This is a genomic window from Onishia taeanensis (assembly GCF_013349955.1).
Lineage (GTDB): Bacteria > Pseudomonadota > Gammaproteobacteria > Pseudomonadales > Halomonadaceae > Onishia > Onishia taeanensis_B.
In genome coordinates this window covers 1-15,895 of the sequence record NZ_JABVXC010000004.1, presented here as the reverse complement: position 1 = coordinate 15,895, position 15,895 = coordinate 1, and the positions used below count along the sequence as shown (strand labels likewise).

Here is a 15,895-nt window from a genome sequence, read left to right as displayed (position 1 = left end):
TGCGTTGTTCTGCCTGCGTCATTGACCGCGGGCAGCAACGGATTTGAGATGTGTGTCGATCAACTGCCGTGAGATGGAAAATGTCGGCGGCAGTTCGGGCAGGTCCTCCGGCAAGAACCAGGCAGCATCGGCGATCTCCCGATCGTCGATACGAATATCACGGCTCGCCGCTTCGGCGAAGTACCCAAGCATCAGCGAATGCGGAAACGGCCAGGCCTGACTGCGGAAATAACTGGTCCGCCCCACCGAGACACCCACCTCTTCAAAGACCTCGCGCCGGACGGCCTCTTCTGCTGACTCCCCCGGTTCGATAAACCCCGCAAGGGTTGAATAGCGCCCCACCGGGAAACGCGGACTGCGTCCCAGCAACATGGCATCACCGTGGGTCACCAGCGTGATGATACAAGGAGAGATGCGGGGGTAGTTGCGGTGCCCGCAAGCATCGCAGTGCATCGCAAACTCCCAGGCAACATGCCGCGTGCGGCTCCCACAGCGGCCACAGAAACGATGATTTTGCCACCAACTGGCGACCTGCAGCGCGGTCGACAACAGCGGAAAATAGGCATGCGGCATATTCGCCAGCCAGGCACGGCCATCAGGCCAGTCTTCGGCCGCCCGAGGATTGTCATCATCGAATACCAGCGCGACCGGCTCATCGCGCCAGTAGCCGAGCGGCAGGGCCTCAGAGGGCCAGCGGCCGGGCCCCTGAAGGGGAGCGCCATCAACCCCGGGGGCAATACGGCCGCGATGGAGGTGCAGCGTCCAACCGGACACTGCCCCCTTGGGAAGAACACGCTGAAACATCAGTGCGTCTCACCTTCGATAGAACCCGGTGCCGGCGACCATCCAGGTAAACTATCCCAGGCGCACTCTCCTGCTGCCTCGCGAATACCCGCCAGCTTGGCATGATGCGCCGCTAGCTCAGCGTCGTTGGGCGCGACGACCGACAGGCGAGGCCGCTGTTCGTCGAGACGACGGATGCCGCTGCTTTGCTGGGTGTTTTCTTGCTCATTGCCGGCCTGAGCATCCAAAGTCAAAGCCGTTTGTCCACCGGTCATGTGCAGGTACACATCGGCCAGGATCTCAGCATCCAGCAGGGCGCCGTGCAGGACGCGGTGGCCATTTTCGATCTGGTAGCGCTTGCACAGGGCGTCGAGGCTATTGCGCTGCCCCGGGTGCATCTTGCGCGCCATGACCAAGGTATCGAGAATCCGGCAATGCTCGGCGACGGGGCCGAGCGTTACGCTGCGCTTGGCATTGAGCAACGAGAGCTCATTATCGATAAAGCCAACATCGAAGGGCGCATTGTGAATGACCAGTTCGGCACCTTCGATGAAGGCCCAGAATTCATCGGCGATGGCCGCAAAGACCGGCTCGTCTGCTACCCGCTCATTGGTAATGCCGTGAATCCCGATCGCCTCTTCCTCGATCGCACGCTCCGGGTTGATGAACTGATGATAGGTCCGCCCGGTCAGGCGCCGGTTGATCATCTCCACCCCCCCGATCTCGATCAGGCGATGTCCATCTCGAGGGTCGATGCCGGTGGTCTCGGTATCAAGAATGATCTGACGCATGGTGTCTCTCTTGGGAACGGGCTTGTTTAAACGGGCTTGCTGGGGCGCAGCGGGCGCGAGCAGTCTAGGCAGCTTGCTGCGGTGTCGCGGTTCTTAAGGCTATCGCCGTCTGGGAAGCGCTGAAGCGCCATCTAGGCCAACGGCATGAGCCGCACCGTCGCGGAGGACGGAGCTCACGCGCGCGACGCCTGGTGTTCGTCAATGGCTTCGTTGGCCAGGGCATCGGCCGCTTCATTGCCAGGATGGCCGCTATGCCCCTTGACCCAGTGCCACTCAATTCGATGGCGATGCGTCTCTGCCAACAGCTCTTTCCATAGTTCGGCGTTCTTCACCGGCTGACGAGAGGCGGTCTTCCAGCCCTTCTTTTGCCAGCCGTGGATCCACTCGGTAATGCCCTTACGCAGGTACTGGGAGTCGGTCCACAATTCCACCTGGCATTCTCGCTTGAGCTCACGCAGGGCCATGATGGCCGCCATCAGTTCCATGCGGTTATTGGTGGTCTTGGCCTCGAATCCGTTGAGGCGTTTCTCGTGATCACCGCTCTTCATGAGAGCTCCCCACCCTCCTGGGCCAGGATTGCCACGACAGGCTCCATCGGTATAAATCGTCACGCGGGGCAGTGCGGTGTCAGTCACCCTCGGTCATCCTATCGGGTTGTCGTGCCAGGCCGGTGGCTCGCCCTATGCCAGCGGCTCCCAGAGAAGAGCCGAGTGTCAGGCGTGGCCGCTGAACCGTTGCCAGCTGCGAACGCCGCCGGGCACGTATCATGAACGTATCCCCGAGCGGCAGATTATAGCGCCGCCCCAAGGCCTCGAGACCGGCATTGCGGGGGGCGCTGCCAGGCCAGTGAAAACCGCAGTAGTCTACCCGCTCGATCTCGAAATCGACAAATGCCAGCCAGTCCTTGAGCCGCCCCTGGGTTCGCCAGTGCCCACACCAAGGCAACCGTCGGCGCCTGTTTGGCATCAGGCGACTCCAGCCGGAGACGCCATGAGGGCTCCAGCCAAAGATAAACAACCGACCATCATCTGCGGTGACCCTAGCGGCTTCCTGCAAGACATGATGGGGCTGATCAACCACCTCGAGCAGGTGGTGAATCACCACCAGCGCCAGCGATTCATCCGGCAAGGGGAGCTGATTGGGTGTGCAAATCAGTGTAGAGGCGTGTTCGGCCAACTCACGGGTCGGCGACCACTGCATGGCATGGTTGATCGGGCACATATCGGTAAGACGGGGCGCCATGCCAAGCTCGAGGCTGTGGCCACCAAACAGCCGCTCACACGCCGGGCCCAGGCAGGCGCGCTCTGCAGCCCAGTGAGCGCGACCGTCCTCGGTGGACCAGTAACGTCGGGCGTCTCGCACCATTTGTGCCAGCAATATCGGATTTGGTGAATTTGACACGCTATGCCGGAGCCTCCAAAGTAGCGACTATTTTTGACATCGGCCACCTTGACTTGATCCAGAGTGGCCTGTCATGGAGTGGCGGCAAACAGGCAAGGTTCAATTCCTCTTGATGTGCTGTGTGTCTCGAGCGGCCTTGACGCAATGCCTGTCTCGAACTGCCTTGTGGCTCGCCAGTTCCTGGGCATCACGAATCGCTGCCCCTAGAAGCCGCTTCGGGCGCCACCGTCACCAGACATCGCTCTCTGAAGTACTGGGTACTGTCAGGATTCAAGGCAGAACCGCCATGTCGGTAGCGTCATGGTGCATCAGGATGATGGCGCGAGCAGATGGTACTGAGTTGGTGCTGTAGAGACTGCTAATGCATAAAGGCGTCACCTAACGTCACCATGCTCGTCTGGTCACCCGTTCGCAACTGTTGACAGCAATATAGCAGTTGGCGCCGCACGACATGACGCAGCCATAATCGAGGACACTACCCCATGCTGAGCGTGACACCGATCCCGGCCTTCAACGACAACTACATCTGGCTACTTCGCCAAGACACCAGCGACAAGGTGGCGGTTGTCGATCCGGGTGATGCTGCGCCGGTCATCGAGATCCTTGAGCGCGAGGGCTTGACGCTTGCCTCAATCCTCATTACCCATCACCACCACGACCACACTGGCGGACTTCCCGAGCTTATCGAGCGCTACCACCCACGCGTTATCGGCCCGGACAACCCACGCATTGATGGCATCGACGAGCGCCTGGGAGACGGCGACGAATGCCTGGTGATGGGTCGCCGCTTCGAGGTGATGGCGGTACCTGGCCACACCCTTGATCATATCGCCTTCTTCGCCGCCGGTGTGCCACCCCTGCTGTTTTGTGGCGACACGCTGTTTTCCGGGGGCTGTGGTCGACTCTTCGAGGGCACGGCACAGCAGATGCATACCTCGCTGTCTCGCCTAGCCGCCCTGCCCGGCGACACCCTGGTGTTCGCCGCTCACGAATATACGCTGGCCAACCTGCGTTTTGCCAAAGCGGCCGATCCAGACAATACCCTCCTGGATGCCTATCAGCGCGACTGTCAACGCTCGCGTGAGCTGGAGCGCCCGACACTCCCCAGCAACATGGCCCGCGAACTGCAGATCAATCCCTTCCTGCGTAGCGACCAACCCGGCGTTCAGCGAGCGGCTGGCTCACAAGGCGATACCGACACGCCCCTCGCCACTTTCACCACTCTGCGCGCCTGGAAGGATGCCTTTTAAGTCATCCCCACCATGATTCCATTGCCCCTGGACGCAGTACGCTAGCGCCCACGAGGACCCCTATTGCTATGTCGACCTATATCACTACGCGGCGGCGGGCCATTTGCCTGGCAAGTACGCTTTTCATCAGCAGCATGACACTGGCTGCAGTCGCCGCCAAAGCCAGCACTTTCCACCCAGGCCAAGCACCCAGCGGAGAACGCCAGGGCCTCCAGGCTATCGACCAGTCGAACACGACGTTTTGGGATGCCTTGGTCCTCGAGCCACCGGGATTCTGGGAAGTCCTGCGCCAGCGCTTTGCCTGGCAGGACCAGATCGACCATCCGCGCGTACAGGAGTGGATAGATCATTATCAGGCGCATCCCGAGAGCATCGCCGACATCATCAAACGCTCTCGGCCGTGGATGCATTGGATCACTAGCCGCGTGGAGGCTCGCGGCCTGCCCGGCGAGATTGCGCTTCTGCCGTTCATCGAGAGTGCCTACGATCCCATGGCCCGCAGCCACCGAGGAGCGTCCGGCCTTTGGCAGTTCATGCCACGAACCGGTGATGCCCTTGGGTTGACCCGCACCCACGGCTATGACGGTCGCCTGGACGTGGTCGCCGCCACAGAAGCGGCGCTGGACTACCTCGAAGGGCAGGCTGCACAGTGGTATGAGGGCGATATGGAGCTCTCGTTGGCGGCCTACAATGCGGGTGCAGGGACAGTGAACCGAGCCCGACGTGACGCAGCTGGCCGGGGCGAGCCGACTGACTATTGGCACCTGCGCCTGCCGGGCGAAACCATGGACTATGTCCCCAAACTGCTGGCCATCTCGGCGATCATCAATGACCCTGATCGCTATGCGCTGTCTCTGCCGACCATTGACAATACGCCTACCGTGGCCGCGATCGAGGTCGACGTGCCCCTGAGCCTCGAGCGCCTCGCGCAAATGGCCAACGTCAGCGTGCGCCGCCTAAAATCACTCAACCCGGGGCACTTGGATGGTTTCGTTGATCCAGCTTACACCCCAGAGCTGGTAGTGCCCGCGGGCGCCAAGGATACCCTGCTGGCCAACCTGGATGGCGTTTCGACCGGCACCGTCCGCTATGTCGTGCGCCGTGGCGACAACCTCTCGGCCATTGCCAATCTGCACAACGTCAGCCTGGCGTCCCTTCGCCAGCGCAACGGCCTCAATGGTGACATGATCCGCGCCGGTCAGACGCTTTACATTCCCAACCAGACGATCCTAGCCTCCAACTAGATGCGGCCTATCTTGAGCCTCGTCGGAAAAGACGCTTCTGGCCTTTTCCTCTCGCCCCTCGCCCCTGCCGCTAGGGGCTCGGCAAGGGCCTAGGCTCTGTACGAAAACTACCTGCGCTCGGCAATACGGCGTTAAAAATTGGTTCAAAATGCTCATTTACACCTCGTAAACTGGTGCGCCAGCCCGGTCCGCTTTTTCGCCAATTTTTGCCTTGTCTTGCCTTCGCTCGCTGACTTTTCGCACAAGTCCTAGCAGAGTTTACAAGTGGCGCGCCGGCTGACACTTTAGCGGCTGGGCTCACATCCTCAGAGGTGGGCCGCCTGACCGGATTCAAGGACGTCACTAATGACAACTGCTGCCCTTCCCCCAAGCTCCCGACCAACCTGCCGTCTCGCAGCACCGTGGATCGCGCTGGCTGGCTTGATACTTCCAGTCGTGGCACTGGCATCGCCCAAGGTAGCGACAGTGCATGGTCTGGCGCTTTACGGTGAGCCCGCTCTGCCGGCGGACTTCAGCCATTTTTCCTACGTCAATCCCGAGGCACCCAAGGGGGGCAGCCTGTTACGGGCCGCAATCGGCAGCAGCTTCGATTCCACCAATCCTTTTATCGTGCGCGGCACCCCCGCTGCCGATCTTAATCAGATCTATGACACCCTGCTCGAGAGCAACCCCAACGAGACCTTCTCGAGCTATGGTCTGCTGGCTGAGGGTATCCGCCTTGACCCAGAACGCCACTGGATCGAATTCGATCTGCGCGCCGAAGCGCGCTTTCATGACGGCGAGCCGGTCGAGGCCAGCGACGTGGTGTTCAGTTTCGAGACGCTGACGCAAAAGGGCCAACCCTTCTATGCAGGCTACTACGCAGACGTGACCAAGGTCCGAGCGTTGGATGACGACACCGTTCGCTTCGAATTCGCAGCCAATAATTCCCGCGAGCTGCCGTTGATCATTGGCCAGCTACCTATCCTACCCGAGCATTACTGGGCCGATCGCGACTTCACCGCTACCACGCTGGACCCACTGCTGGGCTCGGGGCCGTATCGCATCAGCGAGGTACAGCCTGGCCGGCGCATTGTCTATGAGCGAGTCGAAGACTACTGGGGCAAGGACCTGCCCGTAAACCGGGGCCGTCACAATATCGACGAGCTGGTCTATGACTATTATCGCGACCAGACAGTTGCCCTCGAGGCCTTCAAGGCCGGCAACCTGGATATGCGCATCGAGTCCAGTGCTCGCCAGTGGGCCACCGCCTATGACTTCCCGGCGGCCGAGAACGGTTTCGTCAAGCAGTTGAACATTCACGACGGCCAACCTGCGGGCATGCAGGCCTATGTGATGAACCTGCGCCGCGAGACCTTCAAGGACCCGCGTGTCCGCGAGGCCATCAACCTGGCCTTCGACTTCCCGTGGCTCAACGACAATCTTTTCTATGGCGCCTACGAGCGCACCGAGAGCTTCTTCGAGAACTCACCCATGGCGGCCAGCGGCCTGCCCTCCACGGAGGAACTCGCGCTTCTCGAGCCATTGAGGGATGAGCTGCCTGCAGCGGTTTTCGATACCCCGCTGCCAATTGAAGAGCCCGAAAAGCTGCGCCCGCGCCTGGCCAAGGCACTAGAATTGCTCAACGAGGCCGGCTATGTGGTGCGTGAGGGCGTGATGACGCAGGTGGAAACCGGCGAGCCGCTGAATCTCGAGGTGCTCCTCTACGACACCCAGTTCGAGCGGGTCGTCCAGCCGCTGCTGCGCAATCTGGCCCGTCTCGGGGTGCAAGGCGACATCCGTATCGTCGATGTCAACCAGTACCTCAACCGGCTGCGCAAGTTCGATTACGACATGATCGTGGGCAGCTTCCCGCAGTCGAACAACCCCGGCAACGAGCAGCGCGAATACTGGACCAGCGCCTATGCCGACCAGCCTCAGAGTCGTAACCTGATTGGCCTGCAAAACCCGGCCATTGACTCCCTGGTCGAGACGCTGATTCGCGCCGACAGCCGCGAAGAGCTCAATACCGCCGCTAGAGCCTTGGACCGCGTGCTGCGCAATGGCTTCTACGTGGTGCCTCAGTGGTATCTCGACAAGACGCGGATCGCACTATGGGACATGTTCGACTATCCCCAGCCGTTTCCGGAGTACAATCTCGACCTGTCTGCCTGGTGGGTCGACCCAGAGCGAGAGGCCGAGATCCGCAAGCGACAGCGCAGTCGCTGAGGAAGACGGCCCCATGAACCAAAGAGACGCTGTAGGGTTCGGTGTGGCTGCGCCATTACAGGCACTTGCATGATGGCGTCTAGGCTCGGCTTCTAATGCGCTAATGCTTAATTTATGGCTTAGTTTCTGGTGCAGGCCGATGACGTTCCTTTTATATTGCTCGTTGCCTTTATTTCCGGCGACCTGATCATGCAAGACCGGCGATACAAGCCGGTCATGCGCGTTCAGGACCGCTCACAGACATTACCGCTGTAACGCTGAAAAGGACTCTTCGTGGCTGCCTATGTCCTTCGTCGCCTGCTGCTGATGATCCCTACCCTATTGGGGATCCTGCTGCTCAACTTCATTATCGTCCAGGCTGCCCCCGGTGGCCCCATCGACCAGATGCTGGCCCGCAGCCAAGGGCTGGACAGTTCGGCCAGCACCCGTCTGGATGGCGGCGGCGGCGATAGCGTCAAGGGCGAGTCTCGTGGCTCACGGGGCGTCGAGAAACGCTTCATCGCTCAACTGGAGGAGCAATTCGGCTTTGACAAGCCTGCTCATGAGCGGTTTTTCGACATGCTTCGCGCCTATGCCACCTTCGATTTCGGCGAGAGTTTCTTCCGTGATCGCCCGGTGGTCGACCTGATGGTCGAGCGGCTGCCCGTGTCGATTTCGTTGGGGCTATGGACGACCCTGTTGGTCTATCTGATCTCGATCCCACTGGGAGTACGCAAAGCCTTGCGGCATGGCTCACCCTTCGATGTCTGGACCTCAGGCCTGGTGATCGTCGGCTATGCCATTCCCGGCTTCCTGTTCGCTATCCTGCTGATCGTGCTATTCGCTGGCGGCAGCTACTTCGATGTCTTTCCGCTGCGCGGCCTGACGTCACCGGACTTCGACACCCTTTCGGCCTGGGGCAAGGTCAAGGACTACTTCTGGCATATCTCCTTGCCGGTGCTGGCCTCGGCCATCGGCAGCTTCGCCACCCTCACCATGCTGACCAAGAACAGCTTTCTCGACGAGATTCACAAGCAATACGTGCTGACCGCCCGCGCCAAGGGGGCCGGAGACCATCAGGTGCTCTACGGCCACGTCTTCCGCAATGCCATGCTGATCATCATCGCCGGCCTGCCCTCGGCATTGATCGGCATTTTCTTCACCGGCTCACTGCTGATCGAGGTCATCTTCTCACTCAACGGCCTCGGGCTGCTCGGCTTCGAGGCGGTGATGCAGCGTGATTACCCGGTGATCTTCGGCACGCTCTATCTGTACACCCTGATCGGGCTGATCCTGAAACTGATCTCCGACTTGACCTATGTGTGGGTTGATCCGCGCATCGACTTCGCGACAAGGGAGGCTTGATGCGCATTTTCCGCCGCTTTTATCAGTCGCTGTCGCCGATCACGCGCCGTCGCCTGGCGGTATTCCACGGCAATCGCCGGGCGCGCCTGTCGCTGTGGCTATTTCTGTTCATGTTCATACTGAGCCTCGGCGCCGAACTGATCGCCAATGACAAACCGCTGGTGATGCAGTATCAGGGAGACTGGTATGTGCCACTGCTGGTCGACTACCCGGAGACCGAGTTCGGCGGTTTTCTGCCTACCGCCACCGACTACCGTGATCCCTATGTGCGCGAGGCCATCGAGGACGACGGCTGGATGCTGTGGCCACCCATCCCCTTCTCCTACCAGACGCTGGACATGGAGCTCAGCCGGCCGGCGCCTTCCTCACCGGATGGTCGTCACTGGCTGGGTACCGACGATCAGGGACGCGATGTGCTGGCCCGTGTCATCTATGGCTTCCGTCTGTCAGTGGTCTTCGCCCTGGTGCTGACCATTGGCTCGCTGACCATGGGCGTGGTGATCGGCGGCGTGCAGGGCTACTTTGGCGGCAAGGTCGACCTGATCGGCCAGCGGCTGATCGAGATATGGTCGGGTCTGCCGGTACTTTTCCTGCTGATCATCCTGGCAAGCCTGGTACAGCCCAATCTGTGGTGGCTGCTGGGCATCATGCTGCTGTTCTCCTGGCTGGGCCTTGTCGACGTGGTACGCGCCGAGTTTCTGCGCGCTCGAAACCTTGAATATGTACGCGCGGCCAAGGCCATGGGCCTGCCCTCGCACCTGATCATGTGGCGCCACGTGTTGCCCAATGCCATGGTCGCCACCCTGACCTTCATCCCCTTCTTGTTCACCGGCGCCATCACGACCCTGACCGCGCTGGATTTCCTCGGTTTTGGCCTGCCGCCAGGCTCGCCCTCGCTAGGTGAACTGGTGGCACAGGGCAAGAACAACCTGCAGGCGCCATGGCTCGGCATCACGGCTTTCGTGAGCCTGTCGTTGATGCTTTCGCTGCTGGTTTTCATCGGCGAAGGACTGCGCGATGCGTTCGATCCGCGCCATATCCAGACCAGCCCCAAGGCACTCGCCGCGACGAGGTCTGCGACCACGTATGACGCCGCCAGGAGCCCGGACGATGCCTGAAACGCCCATGCAATCTCATCATCATCCGCTGCTGCACCTGGACGATCTGACCATTGGCTTTGACGGCCAGAATGTCGTGGATTCGCTGTCGCTGCATATCCATGCCGGCGAAGCGCTGGCCCTGGTGGGCGAATCCGGTTCCGGCAAGTCAGTCAGCGCCCTGGGGGCCATGAACCTGCTGCCAGCCAATGCCAGCATCAGCGGCCGGCGCCAGCTTGGCTATACCGACCTGGCGAGCCTGAAAAAACGTGACTGGCAGGGCCTGCTGGGCAGTCGCGTGGGCTTCATTTTTCAGGAGCCCATGACTTCGCTGAATCCGCTGCATACCGTCGAGAAGCAGATCGGTGAGACCCTGCGCCTGCATCAGGGCCTCAGCGGCAAGGCCGCCCGCGCCCGGGCCAGGGAGCTGCTGATCCAGGTCAAGCTGCCACGGCCGGACGAACTGCTGGACGCCTGGCCCCATCAGCTATCCGGCGGCCAGCGACAGCGCGTGATGATCGCCATGGCGATCGCCAATGAACCGGAGCTGCTGATCGCCGACGAGCCGACGACGGCACTCGATGTCACCGTGCAGCAGGATATCCTGGCCCTGCTCAGAGAACTTCGCGAGCGCCATGGTATGGGCATGCTGCTGATCACCCATGACCTGAACCTGGTGCGCCGCCATGCCGACCGGGTCTGCGTGCTCTATCAAGGTCGCGAGCAGGAAACCGGCCCGGTGGAGCGCGTCTTTCGCGATCCACAGAGCCACTATACCCGCACGCTACTGGATGCCGAGCCACAGGGCCGGCCACGCCCCATCGGCAGTCCCCCGATGCTGATGGCAGCGCGAGCCTTGCGAGTGGCCTTTTCGCGCCCCAAGCGCCTCTTCTCTCGCAACCCACCGCCCTTCGTGGCTGTGCAGCCGCTCGATCTGACCCTGCGTAGCGGCGAGACCCTGGGCATCGTCGGAGAATCGGGGTCCGGCAAGACGACCCTGGCCATGGCACTGCTTCGCCTGACGGCCAGTGATGGCGAAATCGACTTCGCCGGGGAGCGGCTGGATACCCTCAGTGGCAAGCCGCTTCGAAAGCAGCGCCGACGCTTCCAAATCGTCTTCCAGGACCCCTATGGCTCGCTGTCGCCGCGCCTGCCTGTAGCGAGGATCATCAGCGAGGGGCTGCGCTTTCATTACCCCGAGCTCGATGATGCCGAGGTCGAACGGCGCGTTCAGGCGACACTGCTCGAGGTCGGGCTGCCCGCCGACTGCGCTTCTCGCTACCCTCATGAGTTCTCCGGCGGTCAGCGCCAGCGCATTGCCGTCGCCCGCGCCATCATTCTCGAGCCAGAACTGATCGTGCTCGATGAACCGACCTCGGCGCTTGACCGGACCGTGCAGAAACAACTGGTCGAGCTGCTCAGGGATTTGCAGGCCCGGCGCGGGCTGAGCTATCTCTTCATCAGCCATGACCTGGCCGTGGTGCGCGCCATGGCCCACCGCGTCATGGTGCTGAAGGATGGCGACGTCATCGAGGAAGGCTCGACCGAGCAGGTGCTGGGCAGGCCTCAAACGCCCTACACACGAGCACTGGTCGACGCCGCGGGCCTGGTGCCGGCCATCGGCTGATGCTGGTTGGGCTTTACAGCCCGCCGATCGATAGAGATAGTGAGCGCACTGAACGACGGGGGCGCCGGCAATCGTCGGCTGAGAGGCACCCTTGGAACCTGACCCGGATAATGCCGGCGGAGGGAGTCGTGTGGCGGGCGCACTCGACGCCGGCCACACGAACGCCTCCGCTCAGGAGGCACAATGACCACGATAGACCCCGCTGCCCATCTGGCGCGCGTCCGCGAGACGGCGCCGCTGATCCACAACATCACCAACTTCGTCGCCATGAATGCCATGGCCAATGTGCTGCTGGCCATCGGTGCCTCACCGGCCATGGTGCATGCGCGGGAGGAAGCCGCCGAGTTTGCCGGGCTGGCCAAGGCCCTGACCCTCAATATCGGTACGCTGTCGCCCCACTGGGTCGAGGCCATGCGCGAGGCGGCGAGCGCCACCCGAACGGCCGGCACGCCCTGGGTACTGGATCCGGTGGCAGTGGGTGCCACCGCCTATCGCCGCAAGACCGCCCGCCAGTTGATGGCCCTGTCACCCACGGTGATCCGCGGTAATGCCTCGGAGATCATTGCTCTTGCGACCGAGAGCGCGAGTGGCCGAGGCGTCGACAGCACCGATGCCGCCGACAGTGCCCGCGAGGCGGCTCTGCAACTGGCCAGGGAGACCGGTGCTGTGGTCGCCGTCACCGGCGAGCAGGATCTCGTCACAGACGGGAAGCGCGTGACATGGGTCGAGGGCGGTCATCCGCTGATGCCAAGGGTCACCACCCTGGGCTGTTCACTGACCGGGGTGGTCGCGGCCTTCATCGCCGAGGCCGAGGATCCCTTTGTTGCGACCGTCGCGGCCCTTGCCTGCTATGCCAAGGCCGGCGAACTGGCCGGCCAGGACGCCAAGGGGCCCGGCAGCTTCGCGGTTGCCTTTCTCGATGCCTTATATGGACTCGACGCTCAAGCGCTGACAGGTCGCCATCTGGAGATCCACCATGTCTGATCACCGCCCTGCCAAGGCATTCGATCTGTCCCTGTACCTGGTGACCGACGCCACGCTTTGTGCAAAGAAAGGACTCATCGATACGGTACTTGCCGCCGTGCGCGGCGGCGTGACCATGGTTCAACTACGCGACAAGGCCGCAAGCGATGATGAGCTCATCGCCCAAGCCCGCCAACTGATGACCGCACTGCACGACACTGGGGTGGCATTGATCATCAACGACCGTCTGAACGTTGCCATTGCCGCCGGAGCCGACGGCCTGCACATCGGCCAAGGGGATGGCGACGTAACCGAGGCACGCCGCCAACTGGGGCCCGATGCCATCCTGGGACTCTCAGTCGAAAACAGTGCCCAACTCGCCGCTCTCGACCCAGAGGGACTGGATTACATCGGCATCGGCCCGGTGTTCGCCACCGCTAGCAAGCAGGACCATGCCCCGCCGCTGGGTATGGAAGGCCTCACCGAATTAGTCGCTTCGAGCCCGCTGCCCAGTGTGGCCATCGGCGGCTTGAACACGCGCCATGTCGAAGCCATCCGGCAGTCTGGGGCCAATGGGCTGGCGGTAATATCCGCCATCTGCGGTCAGCCCGACCCACAAGCTGCCGCCGCGGCATTTGGCCTTTCGTCTGCATAAACGGACAAAAGTGAAAGCCCAGACTTCCCCATGCTCTCTGCTCTACCCTTGTCTATCTTTGGGTACTTATCTTATTGAGCGAATACCGTGAAACCTCATCCCTTGCTCATGAAACAGCTACGCTGAAAGCAGGCAGAAACGCTGCCCACCCTGGCATGAGATGCCGGGCCGCCTAATCCGAGATTGGGAGACGCAAATGAAGCTACTGACGCAAGGTACCGGTCGCTGGTTAACTGCGCTAGCACTAGCCATGCTCGCCATGCCGGCCATGGCCATGGAGGGAGTCGGTTTTGCGGCACCGGAGGACGGTGCAGAGGTATCGAATCCGATAGAGGTCGAAATGGAAGTCATGGGCATGCAGGTCGAGCCTGCGGGCACCATGGAGGAAGGCACCGGCCATCATCATCTGATCATTGATGGCGGGCCGGTGGCCAAGGGAGAAGTCATTCCCGCCGATGATAGCCATATCCACTTCGGCGGCGGTCAAACCCGCTACGAGCTCAGCCTGCCTCCGGGCGAACACACCCTGACGCTTCAATTCGCCGATGGCAAGCACCAGTCCTATGGCCCTGACTGGTCGAGCACCATCAGGGTAGACGTGGTCGAATAAACCGATTCAGGCTCACCCTTGCCTTAGCTGTCGGTGAGCCTGATTTCCCGCAGCGTTCCTGCATACCTCTTTTGAATATCTCTCTTGCATATCTTGCTTGCAACGACGGGTGCCTCGAGCCAAGGGGGCATTGCCTGCCCTCGCCTTAGCCACTGCTCTTTGCTACTGCTGCACGCCATGGTTTGGTGGCCTTTGACGCGCTCACAGTGCATTCATGGTTAGCCGCTGCAAACTCTGCCTGAGTTTCTCGCGCTGCGCGATGTAGGAGTATTGCTGGACGTAAGTGGCAAGCTCGCCCCCGATGGAGGTCTCCTCCTGGTCGAGCAACGCACCTATTCGGTCTGCCCATTCGGCACTGGTCGCCCCGTGGGGCATCACCAAATCAGGGTGCGACTCCGCTAGCAACTCGGATGCACCAACACGATCAGAGACCAGCACAGGTGTCGCGCAGGCCATAGCCTCTGCCACCACCAATCCAAACTCCTCGATGTGGGCAGGTAGAACGAACAAGTCCAGGGCGCCGAAAACGGCCTCGACGTCAGGCATGGTCGAGCGCCAGATCACTCGCTCGGCGACTCCCACCTCCTTCGCCTGCTGCTGGTAGGCCATCGCCTTGTCTTTACCAACCACCAGGAAACGGTAGCGCCCTGGAGCACGGCGCTGAAGTTCGGCTGCCATCTCGACGAACCCCCTGACATTTCGCTTCGCGAAATTGCCCGAGGTGACCAGACCAATCAACTTTTCATCCTCGGCCACGCCCAGCGCCTCTCGCACGGACGATCGGTGGACACGAGCGCGCTGCACATTGAACTGCTGAGGGTCATATCCCGGATAGCTGACCTCGATCTTGGCAGGATCGATGCCATAGCGATGCGACAGCTCATTGCCCATCAACCGCGAGTTAACGACCACCTGACGAAACTTGCCGCCACCCAGCACATGATCATGTATCGAGGCGACCTCATGCTGCGCAGGAAGCTCGCGCCCGCGGATATATCGCTCGGCCAGGTGAACGCAGTTATGCAAATACAGGCTATCCGTCGTTTCGCAATCGCCGTGGCTCAACAAGACATCAGGACGGTTCCGGCGACACCAGGACTGCACACGCCGATTGAACCAGAAGCGCCGAAAAGCCCCCTTGAACGGCCAGCGCCACAGTTTGACGACTGAAGCGCCGTGCTCAGCCACGACCTCAGCATTGCCGCGCTCGACCAGCAGCGACACCTCGAACCCCAAGTCGTTGAGGAGTTTGGCTTGTGCCAGGGCAACGCGACTGGCTCCCGTGGATTTTTCCACCTGCCGAATCGCGATTGCCGCTCGTCTAGCGCTGATGCTCCCGGCACTCATGCCGAAGCTGAGGCCAAGGAGTCACCACGGCCCACGGCGTAGTACATCAGGCCCGCAGCCTTGACGGCCTTCGGCGGGAACAGGTTACGCCCGTCGACCACCACTGGCATGGCAAGCTGTGCCTTGAGCCAGTCGAAGTCGAGAATGCGAAATTCCTTCCACTCGGTACAGATGACCAGCGCGTCCGCGCCCTTCACGGCCTGAATGCGATCGGCCACCAGCACCAGGTCATCGCGATCCCCATAGATGCGCCGGCATTCCTTCATGGCCTCCGGGTCATAGGCTTGAACCCTGGCGCCAGCGGCCCACAGCGCTTCCATGACATCGCGGCTCGGCGCATCGCGCATGTCATCGGTGTTGGGCTTGAAGGCCAGCCCCCACAGGGCAATGGTCTTGCCGGCCAGGTCACCGTCGAAGGCCTGATTGAGCTTGGCGAACAGGGTACTCTTCTGGCGACGATTGACGCTCTCGACGGCATTGAGCAATTCGGCCGGATAGTCGACCTCGCTGGCGGTGCGCGCCAGCGCCTGCACGTCCTTGGGGAAACAGGAACCGCCGTAACCGCAGCCCGGATA

At 61.5% G+C, this 15,895-nt stretch carries 15 protein-coding genes and 1 riboswitch; of the genes, 9 read left to right on the top strand and 6 right to left on the bottom strand.

What is annotated here, in order from left to right:
• Positions 1 to 18 precede the first annotated feature (18 nt).
• From nudC to HUS66_RS06445, 4 genes are all read right to left on the bottom strand, one after another.
• Entirely contained in the window at positions 19 to 804 is a 786-nt protein-coding gene (gene nudC / locus HUS66_RS06460; RefSeq protein WP_175070146.1) for an NAD(+) diphosphatase, read from the bottom strand.
• Complete coding sequence (gene dnaQ / locus HUS66_RS06455; protein WP_175070145.1) at positions 804 to 1,574, bottom strand: DNA polymerase III subunit epsilon; 771 nt, start codon at positions 1,572 to 1,574, stop codon at positions 804 to 806. The genes nudC and dnaQ overlap by 1 nt, the downstream gene beginning before the upstream one ends.
• 173 nt (positions 1,575 to 1,747) lie before the next feature.
• Positions 1,748 to 2,209, bottom strand: coding sequence for a ribonuclease HI (gene rnhA, locus HUS66_RS06450; RefSeq protein ID WP_175070144.1), 462 nt, complete (start codon positions 2,207 to 2,209; stop codon positions 1,748 to 1,750).
• Positions 2,202 to 2,975 (bottom strand): class I SAM-dependent methyltransferase, encoded by a 774-nt coding sequence (locus HUS66_RS06445; RefSeq protein WP_282848329.1) that lies wholly within the window; start codon positions 2,973 to 2,975, stop codon positions 2,202 to 2,204. Before HUS66_RS06445 ends, rnhA begins: the two co-directional genes overlap by 8 nt.
• 482 nt (positions 2,976 to 3,457) lie before the next feature.
• Between HUS66_RS06445 and gloB the strand changes: the two genes are divergently transcribed.
• The 9 genes from gloB to HUS66_RS06400 all read left to right on the top strand — a co-directional run bounded on the left by gloB (position 3,458) and on the right by HUS66_RS06400 (position 13,973).
• The gene (gene gloB / locus HUS66_RS06440; protein ID WP_175070143.1) at positions 3,458 to 4,225 is read left to right on the top strand and encodes a hydroxyacylglutathione hydrolase; all 768 of its coding nucleotides are present in this window, start codon (positions 3,458 to 3,460) and stop codon (positions 4,223 to 4,225) included.
• A 68-nt stretch (positions 4,226 to 4,293) separates the two neighbouring features.
• Positions 4,294 to 5,469, top strand: a complete 1,176-nt coding sequence (locus HUS66_RS06435; RefSeq protein WP_175070142.1) for a transglycosylase SLT domain-containing protein — start codon at positions 4,294 to 4,296, stop codon at positions 5,467 to 5,469.
• A gap of 345 nt (positions 5,470 to 5,814) precedes the next feature.
• Complete coding sequence (locus tag HUS66_RS06430) at positions 5,815 to 7,677, top strand: extracellular solute-binding protein (protein ID WP_175070141.1); 1,863 nt, start codon at positions 5,815 to 5,817, stop codon at positions 7,675 to 7,677.
• Between the two features lie 273 nt (positions 7,678 to 7,950).
• The gene (locus HUS66_RS06425; RefSeq protein WP_175070140.1) at positions 7,951 to 9,021 is read left to right on the top strand and encodes a microcin C ABC transporter permease YejB; all 1,071 of its coding nucleotides are present in this window, start codon (positions 7,951 to 7,953) and stop codon (positions 9,019 to 9,021) included.
• Positions 9,021 to 10,139 (top strand): ABC transporter permease, encoded by a 1,119-nt coding sequence (locus tag HUS66_RS06420; protein WP_175070139.1) that lies wholly within the window; start codon positions 9,021 to 9,023, stop codon positions 10,137 to 10,139. Before HUS66_RS06425 ends, HUS66_RS06420 begins: the two co-directional genes overlap by 1 nt.
• Complete coding sequence (locus tag HUS66_RS06415) at positions 10,132 to 11,745, top strand: ABC transporter ATP-binding protein (RefSeq protein ID WP_254628727.1); 1,614 nt, start codon at positions 10,132 to 10,134, stop codon at positions 11,743 to 11,745. Before HUS66_RS06420 ends, HUS66_RS06415 begins: the two co-directional genes overlap by 8 nt.
• A gap of 47 nt (positions 11,746 to 11,792) precedes the next feature.
• Positions 11,793 to 11,887, top strand: a riboswitch (TPP riboswitch).
• A 41-nt stretch (positions 11,888 to 11,928) separates the two neighbouring features.
• On the top strand, positions 11,929 to 12,729 hold the full coding sequence (gene thiM / locus HUS66_RS06410; protein WP_175070138.1) for a hydroxyethylthiazole kinase: 801 nt from the start codon (positions 11,929 to 11,931) through the stop codon (positions 12,727 to 12,729).
• Positions 12,722 to 13,363: a thiamine phosphate synthase gene (thiE, locus tag HUS66_RS06405; protein WP_175070137.1), complete on the top strand. Its 642-nt coding sequence runs from the start codon at positions 12,722 to 12,724 to the stop codon at positions 13,361 to 13,363. Before thiM ends, thiE begins: the two co-directional genes overlap by 8 nt.
• A gap of 196 nt (positions 13,364 to 13,559) precedes the next feature.
• On the top strand, positions 13,560 to 13,973 hold the full coding sequence (locus tag HUS66_RS06400; protein ID WP_175070136.1) for a DUF4399 domain-containing protein: 414 nt from the start codon (positions 13,560 to 13,562) through the stop codon (positions 13,971 to 13,973).
• 201 nt (positions 13,974 to 14,174) lie between these two features.
• Here HUS66_RS06400 and HUS66_RS06395 read toward each other — a convergent pair whose 3' ends face one another.
• Both HUS66_RS06395 and HUS66_RS06390 read right to left on the bottom strand, forming a co-directional pair.
• Positions 14,175 to 15,320: a glycosyltransferase family 4 protein gene (locus tag HUS66_RS06395; protein ID WP_175070135.1), complete on the bottom strand. Its 1,146-nt coding sequence runs from the start codon at positions 15,318 to 15,320 to the stop codon at positions 14,175 to 14,177.
• Positions 15,317 to 15,895, bottom strand: a 579-nt coding sequence (locus HUS66_RS06390; RefSeq protein ID WP_175070134.1) for a UDP-glucose/GDP-mannose dehydrogenase family protein, incomplete at its 5' end; no start/stop codon positions are given. The genes HUS66_RS06390 and HUS66_RS06395, both read right to left, overlap by 4 nt.

Coding starts and splice junctions, on each gene's coding strand:
- nudC (WP_175070146.1), bottom strand. CDS start 804: ATGTTTCAGCGTGTTCTTCCCAAGGGGGCAGTGTCCGGTTGGACGCTG.
- dnaQ (WP_175070145.1), bottom strand. CDS start 1,574: ATGCGTCAGATCATTCTTGATACCGAGACCACCGGCATCGACCCTCGA.
- gloB (WP_175070143.1), top strand. CDS start 3,458: ATGCTGAGCGTGACACCGATCCCGGCCTTCAACGACAACTACATCTGG.
- HUS66_RS06435 (WP_175070142.1), top strand. CDS start 4,294: ATGTCGACCTATATCACTACGCGGCGGCGGGCCATTTGCCTGGCAAGT.
- HUS66_RS06430 (WP_175070141.1), top strand. CDS start 5,815: ATGACAACTGCTGCCCTTCCCCCAAGCTCCCGACCAACCTGCCGTCTC.
- HUS66_RS06420 (WP_175070139.1), top strand. CDS start 9,021: ATGCGCATTTTCCGCCGCTTTTATCAGTCGCTGTCGCCGATCACGCGC.
- HUS66_RS06415 (WP_254628727.1), top strand. CDS start 10,132: ATGCCTGAAACGCCCATGCAATCTCATCATCATCCGCTGCTGCACCTG.
- thiM (WP_175070138.1), top strand. CDS start 11,929: ATGACCACGATAGACCCCGCTGCCCATCTGGCGCGCGTCCGCGAGACG.
- thiE (WP_175070137.1), top strand. CDS start 12,722: ATGTCTGATCACCGCCCTGCCAAGGCATTCGATCTGTCCCTGTACCTG.
- HUS66_RS06400 (WP_175070136.1), top strand. CDS start 13,560: ATGAAGCTACTGACGCAAGGTACCGGTCGCTGGTTAACTGCGCTAGCA.
- HUS66_RS06395 (WP_175070135.1), bottom strand. CDS start 15,320: ATGAGTGCCGGGAGCATCAGCGCTAGACGAGCGGCAATCGCGATTCGG.